Below are 918 nucleotides of genomic sequence, written 5' to 3' on the forward strand. Positions count from 1 at the left end.
GATGCATGGGGCCTCTGCCGCCTAACGACCAAGCTCAGCGGACCGGCCCGCCGAGTGAGAGCTTTATGTTACCAGGAGGCGCCGCGGCGGGCCGGGTCCGCTGCAGCGCGAGGTTAGGCGTCACCGCACCCGCACCAAGTCGCCGTCGTCGAAGCCTACCGTGACCGCCTCGGCCGAAGCCAAGAATGAGCAATCGCCCTCGGGCGACCGAACGAAGTCTCGGACGGCAGCCGCGACCGCCTCCTGGACCAGCTCCCAGTCGGAGAAGACGCCGGCCGGGATGGGGAAGAAACGCTCCGAAGGGGCAAAGGACTCGTCGCATGCCCAATCGGGGTCATCGGGGACGTAGCGGTCGGCGCCGATGAGCGACGCCGCGTAACCGCCGAAGGCTGTCTCGCTGAGGCCGACATTGTACGCAACGACCGACGATGGGGGCTTCTCCGAGCGGCAAATGCGGTAGAGCCAGGCGCGAAGATCGCGATCAATGAGGGTCATCGCAGAACGCCGCCTAACGACCAAGCTCAGCGGACCGGCCCGCCGAGGGAAAGCTCTCGAACATGAACGACCTGCCGCGGCGGGCCGGGTCCGCTGCAGCGCGAGGTTAGGCGTCCCGGCCGCCGAAGTCGATGAACGCATCCCGGTCGTAGTAGAACAGGAACGCGGCGAGCACCTGCTCCGGCGATGGCGCGGCGACCTGCTGCCGGACATTGCTGACGATATCCTGGACTTGGGGCACGTTCAAGGCGTAGCTCAAGCCATGCTGCTGCGCGAACGGCGGGGGCGACTCGCTGTCATCGTAGGGATCGACTTCCAGGACCGCGCAGGGGGTGTCGAGGGACCACACGTCGTTCGGTGGGAGGAACAGAGCTGCGTCGTCAGGAGAGGCGTCCACCGTCTCCAAGACTTCGCGGAGTGTAG

2 protein-coding genes are annotated in these 918 nt (G+C 66.7%); both read right to left on the reverse strand.

Features of this window, described 5'->3' with window-relative positions; all coding sequences use genetic code 11:
- Nucleotides 1-120: 120 nt before the first annotated feature.
- Nucleotides 121-495 carry a hypothetical protein gene (locus tag AB1L88_RS26925; protein WP_367099812.1) on the reverse strand — a complete coding sequence of 125 codons (375 nt, stop codon included), beginning with the start codon at nt 493-495 and terminating at the stop codon, nt 121-123.
- A 106-nt stretch (nt 496-601) separates the two neighbouring features.
- On the reverse strand, nt 602-918 hold a 317-nt coding region (locus AB1L88_RS26930; protein WP_367099813.1), incomplete at its 5' end, for a hypothetical protein.

The sequence above is a fragment of the Tautonia sp. JC769 genome (assembly GCF_040717455.1).
In the GTDB taxonomy this organism is placed as follows: domain Bacteria; phylum Planctomycetota; class Planctomycetia; order Isosphaerales; family Isosphaeraceae; genus Tautonia.